This window comes from Microbacterium sp. CCH5-D1 (assembly GCF_001557335.1).
Lineage (GTDB): Bacteria > Actinomycetota > Actinomycetes > Actinomycetales > Microbacteriaceae > Microbacterium > Microbacterium oxydans.
Window position 1 is genome coordinate 1 of the sequence record NZ_LSJW01000145.1, and the last position, 7,620, is coordinate 7,620.

Here is a 7,620-nt window from a genome sequence, read left to right on the forward strand (position 1 = left end):
GGTGATGCTCATGGAGGATTCCCGCCACAACCGCTGGGTGAGCAGTCGGGCGCTGGAGCTCGCGGGCATCACGGCGGAGCACGTCCCCGAGTCGGGGGTGACCCTGCTCGACCCTGACGACGGCACACCCTCCGGCGTCCTGCTCGAAGCCGCGGGGATCCCGGTGCAGGAGGCGTACGACCGCACGGGCGGGCTCACACCGCAGCAGCACGCCGCGGCCTCCCGACGAGGTGTCGAGATCCTCAACTCCTACGGCGTGACGGCGTTCCAGGATGCAGGGGTCTCGGTGGACATCCTCCGCGCGCTCTCCGACCTCGACCGCGCGGACGACCTGCGCGCCTGGGTCGTGTCGTCGCTGCTGATCAACGACGAGATCTTCGGGTTCGACCCGATCGGCGCTCCCCTGCTCGACCGGGGCGAGGAGTTCCGCACCCCGCACCATCGGCCCGATTTCGTCAAGATCTTCCTCGACGGCGTTCCGCCGGCCCGGACCGCCGCCTTCCTCGACCCGTACCCCGCCGACCCGGTGCACGGCGCACACTTCCACGGCGAGACGACCATGACCCTCGACGAGCTCACGAGGTGGCTGCGCGCCGTGGCCGAGCGTGGCCTCGGCGCCAAGGTGCACTGCACGGGGGACGGCTCCGCCCGACTGGTCCTCGACGCCGCGGAGCAGCTGCGCGCAGCAGGCTTCACCACGCCCGTGCAGATCGCGCACGGGCAGTTCCTCGCCGAGTCCGACATCCCTCGGCTGGCGGAGCTGAACGTCTCGGCCGACATCTCCCCGTTCATCTGGTACCCCGGGGTGATCCCGCAGGCGCTGGCCGACGTGCTCGGTGATCGGGCGGAGCACTCGCAGCCCAACCGCTCTCTCCTCGATGCCGGGGCGCTCGTGGCCGGCGGATCCGACTGGCCGGTGAGCGATTCCCCGAACACGCTGGAGGGTCTGCAGGGCCTGGTGACCAGAGCCGATCCGCTCGGCCGCGCACCGGGACGTCTCTGGCCCGAACAGGCGATCACGGCGCAGGAGGCGCTGGAGGTCTTCACGATCAACGCGGCGACCGCGATGGGCCTCGGAAACGAGACCGGATCCCTCTCCCCCGGCAAATCGGCCGACTTCGTGGTGCTGGCACGCGATGCGATCGCCGGGCCCGCCGACGAGATCGTGCACACCTCGATCGAGTCGACGTGGTTCGCCGGTCGCCGTGTGCACGGGGACTGACCCGCGGATGCGGCGGTCGCGCCGATACGATGAGGCGATGCGACGCTTCCCCTCCTCCGTGTACGGCGTCGGAGAAGAGCCCGACCCGCGGTTCTCGCTCGCCAACGAGCGCACGTTCCTGGCGTGGACCAGGACTGCTCTCGCGCTGATCGCCGGGGGCGTCGCGCTCGAGGTGCTCGGCCTGGATCTGCATCCGGGGTTCCGCCTCGCGGCCTCGCTGCTGCTGATGGCGACCGGCACCGTGGTCGCGCCTCTCGCGTGGTGGGAGTGGATGCGGGCGGAACGCGCGATGCGGCAGCCACGGCCGCTGCCCGGCGCGCTGTCCGCCGTGCTGCTGGCGGCGGTGGTCGTGACGGTCGGGCTGCTGGTGCTCGCCGGCGTGCTGTGGCGTTGATCGGTCAGCGCGGATGATGCGACGTGCCATCGAACCGCAACGACGGTACGACCCCGGACTGCAACCGGAGCGCACCGAACTCGCCTGGCGACGCACCGCCCTCGCGATCGCGATCGGCTCGCTGCTGTCGCTGCGGGTCTTCCCGCTCGTCCTGCCGCCCGTGTTCGGGGCCTGGGGCATCGCACCAGGCGTGATCGGGGTCGGCACCGCATGCGTGCTCTGGATCGCCGCACGACGACGACAGCGCCGCACGACCGCCGTGCTCACAGAGACGGCGGCGGGGCCCCTTCCCGGTGGTTCGCTCCTGCTCGCGCTCACCGTGTTCGGGACCGGCTTCGGCGTGATCGCGGTGGTCCTCGTCGTCGTCGCACAGCTCGCGATGTGACCGGTCGGCACCGACGCCCCCTCAGACGTCGGTGCCGACCGGACCCGGTGCCAGCCGGACCCGGTGCCAGCCGGACCCGGTGCCAGCCGGACCCGGTGCCGACCTCAGTCGGCGACCGTCAGCACGGCGCGTCCCACCGCGCGCAGCACAGTGGCATCGTGCACGGAACGGGCACCCGGCACGTAGCGCACGCGCTGCAGCGAACCGCCGCGGAACGGATACGACCGGTGCTCTTCGTGCAGCTCCCAGTCGACGGGGCCACCGAAGTCGTAGCCGACGCTGATGCCCGTGAAGGGCGACATCCCGATCAGCATGGACACGTCGTCGATCCGGGCGTCGTCTCGCCCGTCGACCTCGACGCTCGCGCTCCAGCGCAGACCGGGCTGTTCGTCCATGCGCACCACGAGGCGATGCGGACCGGCGCCGAGCAGGGAACCTCGCGCGCGGTGCATGCGTCCGTACGCGTTGTACACGAGCAGCGGGGCGCCGCGGTCGAGCGCGAGCAGGTAGCCGCCGCCCTGGTCGCCGTGCGCCACGATCACCCCTGCGGCGTCGTGGCCGGCCTCGAGATCCACCTCGATCCGGAACGAGCGCAGCACCGTCAGCTTCGCCGCACGGAATCTCTCCAGCGGCGGGCGGAACGGGATCAGGTCGACCGGTGCCGACAACGGCTCCTCGGTGTCGGGTCGCACCCGGAACAGCGCACCCTCGTCGTCCAGCGGGAACACTGTGTTCCGCCATGCCTCGGCATGCCAACGATCTGCGAGTGCGGCGACGACCTCCGGGTGGGCATGCGCGACGTCGACGGTCTCCGTGGGATCGAGCTCCAGGTCGTACAGTTCCCAGCTCCCGCCTGCCGGTCCTTCGTCCGGTGTGGGGGTCACGGTCGAGAGCGCCTTCCAGCGGCCGTCCACGATCGCTCGCCGCCCCACGCACTCGAAGTACTGCACCTCACGCCCGTCCGCGCGAGGGTTCGCGAGCACATCCACGATGCTGCCGCCGTCCATGTCGAGCGCGGGCACGCCGTTGCGTTCGGCCAGGGCAGGCACCCCGCAGAGTTCCAGCAGCGTGGGCGCGAGGTCGGACACGAACACGAACTGGTCGCGCAGCCCGCCGCGCATCGGTGCATCGGGCCAGGACACGAGCAGAGGCGCGTGGACTCCCCCCTCGTAGGTAGTGGCCTTGAACGAGCGGAACGGGGTGTTGGACACCCGCGCCCACCCTGTGGGGTACTGCCCGAACAGGCGCGGCCCGCCGATGTCGTCCACGTCGCGCGGCACGTCGGTGACCCAGTCCTCGGGCATGCCGCCGTGGCTGCCGAACTGCGCGAAGTAGCTCCGCGTGCCGGTCGGACCGCCCTCCGCCGTCCCCCCGTTGTCGCTGGCGATCACCACGATGGTGTTCTCGCGCTCCCCGCTGCGTTCGAGTCGATCGAGCAGGCGACCGACGCTCTGGTCGATCTCGTCCACGGCCGCCGCGTACACCTCCATGTGCCTCGCGAACAGCCGCCGGTCCTCTTCGGCGAGGTCGTCCCAGGCGGGGATCTGCGCACCGTCGGCTATCGCGTCCGTCGGCAGGTCGGCATGCGCCGGCACGATGCCCCGTTCGCGCTGCCGAGCGAATCGCTCCTCGCGCATCCGGTTCCACCCGGCCTCGTACCGACCGCGGTACTTCGCGATGTCGATGTCCTTCGCCTGGATGGGGCCGTGCACCGAGGTGTGCGCGTAATAGAGGAAGAACGGCTTGTCGGGGTCGTTCACGCGCAGATCGTCGATCATGCCGATCGCCCTGTCCGTGAGCTCGTCCGTCAGGAAGAAGCCGTCGGGGTACTCATGCAGATCGACCACTGCGTTGTCCTGCACGAGCCGGTGCGGGTGATGCAGCGAGGTGAAGCCGTCCATGCTGCCGAAGTACCTGTCGAAGCCGCGCTGCAACGGCCACGTGCGACGGTCGGCTCCGTCGTGCAGGCTCGACTCCAGGGTCAGGTGCCACTTGCCGACCATGAACGTCGCGTATCCCCCTGCCCGCAGCGACTCGGCGAGGGTCGGGGCGTCGGCGGGCAGCTCGCAGCTGAACCCCGGGTAACCGGGATCGACGTGCGCCACGAAGCCGAAGCCCGCACGGTGGGGGTTCAGGCCCGTGAGCAGGGCGGCGCGGGCCGGGGAGCACATCGGAGCGGTGCGGTAGTTCGTGAAGACCCAGCCGTCGGCGGCCAGCGCGTCGATGCGCGGGGTGTCGATCTCACTGCCGAAGGGCCCGAGGTCGCTGAAGCCCAGATCGTCGATCAGCATCACGATCACGTTCGGAGCCCCCGCTCTCGCGCGGCGAGGCTCCGGCCACCAGGGCTCGGAGGACGAGGTGAACTCCTCGGCGCGGCCCTGGAACCGTTCGTATCCACGGGCTTCGTACGACACGGACATTCAGCCCGCCTTCCGGATGAGCTCGAAGATGCGGGTGCGCAGCTCGGCGAACACCGGGAGGGCTCGTGTCGTGAGCTGATCACGAGGACCGCTGAAGTCGATCTCGATGATCTCGGTGACCTTCGCGGGGCGTTCGCCGAGCACCACCACACGGTCGGAGAGGTAGACCGCCTCATCGATGTCATGGGTGACGACGACGATCGTCATCCCGAACTGCTCGCGGATGCGCAGGCACAGGTCCTCCAGCTCGAAGCGCGTCTGCGCGTCGACCGAGGCGAAGGGCTCGTCCATCACGAGCACCTCCGGCCGGTAGGCGATCGCCCGCGCGATCGCGACGCGCTGCTGCATGCCGCCGGACAGCTGCCAGGGGAACTTGGACTCCGCACCGGACAGTCCGACGGCGGAGAGGGCGGCGGCGATGCGCTCCTCGCGCTCCGCGGCGGGCAGGCGCAGATGCTTCAACGGCAGGCGCACGTTCTTCTCGACCGTGAGCCAGGGCATCAGCGACCGGGTGTACTCCTGGAACACGAGCGCCATCTCCTCGGGAGGGCCGTCGATAGGGGTCCCGTCGATGGCCGCGCTCCCGGCGGTGATGCTCTGCAGCCCGGTGAGGCACTTCAACAGGGTGGTCTTGCCGATGCCGGAGGGACCGACGATGCAGCACACCTCCCCGGCGTGCACGTCGAAGGTGAGGTCGGCGATCACGGGCACAGGACCCGCCTTCGTCTCGTACGACTTCGCGAGGCCCTGCACGCTCAGGCGCACCGGCGCGGTGACGGTGGTGGTGGTCATGCGTTCTTCTCCTGTTGCTGGGAGGCGATGTACCAGCGCAGCACGCGGCGCCGGAAGAGGGTGAACACGGCGGTCGCGGTGTATCCGATGACGCCGAGGACGAGGATCCCGGCCCACATGTCCGGGATGGCGAAGGACTGCTGCGCGAGCAGGGTCGCCGCTCCGAGCCCCGTCGAGGAGCCGAGCATCTCGCTCGCGATCATGACGACGAACGCCGTGATCAGACTGACCTGCATCCCTGAGAGGATGCGCGGACTCGCAGCGGGGAGCATCACGGAGAACAGCCGCTCGCCGGCGCTCAGCCGGTACACGCGGCTCACCATCTCGAGTGTGGGCTCGCCGGCGCGGACGCCGTCGATCGTCGAGATCAGGATGGGGAACACCGCGGCCAGGGTGATGGAGAGGATGCGCGTCTCGGTGCCGAAACCGATGAGCGAGACGAAGATCGGCACCAGCGCGACCGGCGGGATCGCACGGAAGAAGTGGATGGTCGGCTCGGCGAACCAGCTCAGCGGACGGACGAGGCCCAGCAGCAGCCCCACGAGCACACCGATCACGGTCGCCAGCAGGAAGGACACCACCAGGTTGCCCACGGACGAGGCGATGTCGAGCAGGAAGGCGGGCGTCTGCGCGAGCTGCCAGAGCCGTTGCAGGATCGTCTGCAGCGGCGGGAAGAACGCGTTGGTCGACCCGGCCGAGGCGAACCACCACAGCGCCAGCAGCGCGACGGGCACCGCGATCTCGGCACCGAGCAGAACGCCGCGCGGGAGTCCGTCCTGGCCGCGTCGTCGAGCGAGCCTGGTTCGGGTCTGGATCGACGAGGTGAGGGTCATCACACGACCTGCTTCCGGTATTGCGGATGCCAGTGCAGGAGCGTGCGCTCGCCCCACTGGCTGAGTCCCTGAATCAACAGGCCGAGCACGCCGAGGATCAGCACGTACGCGAAGAGCTGCGCCTGGTTGCCGGTGATCTGCGACAGCAGCAGGCTCTGGCCGAGACCCGGCCCTCCCCCGAGGAGTCCTGCCACCACCGCGACCACGAGCGATGTCGGTGCGGCGACCCGCACGGCCGTGCCGATGTAGGGCAGCGCGCTCGGGAGCACGATCCGGCCGAGGATCTCGGCTCTTCCCATGCCGTACGAGCGTCCGGTGGCCCTGGCGACCGGATCGGTGTCGAAGACGCCGGCCGAGGCCTGCACGGCGATCGCGATGAAGCAGCCGAAGAACACCAGGAAGATGCCCATGCTCGCCGTCGGCCCCATGACCAGCACGACGACGGGCAGGATCACGATCGGCGGGATGGGTTTCAGGAACTCCAGCGGCACCCGCGTCGCGTGCATCGCGAGCGGGGACGTGCCGATCGCGACGCCGAGGGCGACACCGACGACGATCGCCAACACGAGTCCGACGAGGGCCATCATGAGCGTGTCACCGAGGGCCGTCCACGTCGCAGGGGTTCCGAGCAGACGGATCGCCTCGCCGATCGCGGCCGTGGCTGCCGGCAGGGGTGACCCGGCGAGCGGCCCGGCGGTCGCCGACCATTCCCAGAGCGCGAGCGCCGAGACGACGCCGGCTGCTCCGATGAGCGGCGGGAGGAGAGAAGAGCGGTTCATGAGCATCATCCGGCGGCGAGGACGACGCCTTCGAGGTCGACCGGAGCCGCGAGGAAGCCGAGGCGACGAGCTTGTCGTTCACGCGTTCGAGATCCACGGGCGCCACCTCGGCCGGCCAGAACGGCAGCTTGACGTCGTCGACCGTCAGCGTCGAGCCTGTGGCGTCGATCCCAGCCTGGATCGCGTCCTCCGGGTGCTCGTTCGCGTAGGCGTTGCTCTTGGCGACGGCGCGCTGGAAGGCGGCGATGGCATCGGCCTTCGCCGCGATCGTGCTCTCCCCCGCGGTCCACAGCCCCACGGCGCCCTCCTCGAAGAAGCCGACGGACGGCGAGTCGAGCTGCACCGCACCCGCCGCATCCGCCTCCGCGGTGAAGGGACTGACGAGACCCGCCGCATCGACCGTGCCGCTCTGCAGCGCGGCGACCGCCGAGGTGAAGTCCAGGACGACCCATTCCACCGAGCCGGGGTCGACGCCGGCACGGTCGAGGGCATCGGAGATGACGACTTCGAGCTGCGCCTTGCGCGCGGGGATGGCGATGGTCGCCCCCTTCAGGTCCGCGACCGAGGAGATGCCGCTGGCGGCGGAGGCGAACAGACCGGTGTCGTCGACGGTCGCGGGGTCTTCGGCGTCAGCCGCTCCGGCGACGAATCCGTCCGCCGGTGCGACGACCTTCAGCGGGACGCCGCTGCTGAGTGCGTTCAGCAGCGGGATGCTGGGGGCGTACGCGATGTCGACCTGTCCGCCCTGCGCGGCGGCGAGTCCGGCCACCACGAGGGCGCCGGAGGCGCGACGTG

7 protein-coding genes and 1 pseudogene are annotated in these 7,620 nt (G+C 70.2%); 3 read left to right on the forward strand and 5 right to left on the reverse strand.

Going from position 1 to position 7,620, the window contains the following annotated elements:
• From AX744_RS09035 to AX744_RS09045, 3 genes are all read left to right on the forward strand, one after another.
• A partial coding sequence (locus AX744_RS09035) for an amidohydrolase (RefSeq protein ID WP_061016422.1) occupies window positions 1-1,222 on the forward strand: 1,222 nt, incomplete at its 5' end.
• A 37-nt stretch (window positions 1,223-1,259) separates the two neighbouring features.
• Complete coding sequence (locus AX744_RS09040) at window positions 1,260-1,616, forward strand: YidH family protein (RefSeq protein WP_061016424.1); 357 nt, start codon at window positions 1,260-1,262, stop codon at window positions 1,614-1,616.
• Window positions 1,617-1,629: 13 nt separating this feature from the next.
• Window positions 1,630-2,001, forward strand: coding sequence for a DUF202 domain-containing protein (locus tag AX744_RS09045; protein ID WP_227751372.1), 372 nt, complete (start codon window positions 1,630-1,632; stop codon window positions 1,999-2,001).
• Window positions 2,002-2,105: 104 nt separating this feature from the next.
• Here the strand turns inward: AX744_RS09045 and AX744_RS09050 are convergent, their stop codons facing one another.
• The 5 genes and pseudogenes from AX744_RS09050 to AX744_RS19985 all read right to left on the reverse strand — a co-directional run.
• The gene (locus tag AX744_RS09050; protein ID WP_058632466.1) at window positions 2,106-4,421 is read right to left on the reverse strand and encodes an arylsulfatase; all 2,316 of its coding nucleotides are present in this window, start codon (window positions 4,419-4,421) and stop codon (window positions 2,106-2,108) included.
• A complete protein-coding gene (locus AX744_RS09055; protein ID WP_082108700.1) occupies window positions 4,422-5,213 on the reverse strand; it encodes an ABC transporter ATP-binding protein in 792 nt (263 codons plus the stop codon).
• Window positions 5,210-6,046 (reverse strand): ABC transporter permease, encoded by an 837-nt coding sequence (locus AX744_RS09060; RefSeq protein WP_082108699.1) that lies wholly within the window; start codon window positions 6,044-6,046, stop codon window positions 5,210-5,212. Before AX744_RS09060 ends, AX744_RS09055 begins: the two co-directional genes overlap by 4 nt.
• Window positions 6,046-6,825, reverse strand: coding sequence for an ABC transporter permease (locus tag AX744_RS09065; RefSeq protein ID WP_061016426.1), 780 nt, complete (start codon window positions 6,823-6,825; stop codon window positions 6,046-6,048). The genes AX744_RS09060 and AX744_RS09065 overlap by 1 nt, the downstream gene beginning before the upstream one ends.
• A 241-nt stretch (window positions 6,826-7,066) precedes the next feature.
• Window positions 7,067-7,597 (reverse strand): annotated as a pseudogene (locus tag AX744_RS19985) (ABC transporter substrate-binding protein); the annotation flags it as partial.
• Between the last annotated feature and the right edge of the window lie 23 nt (window positions 7,598-7,620).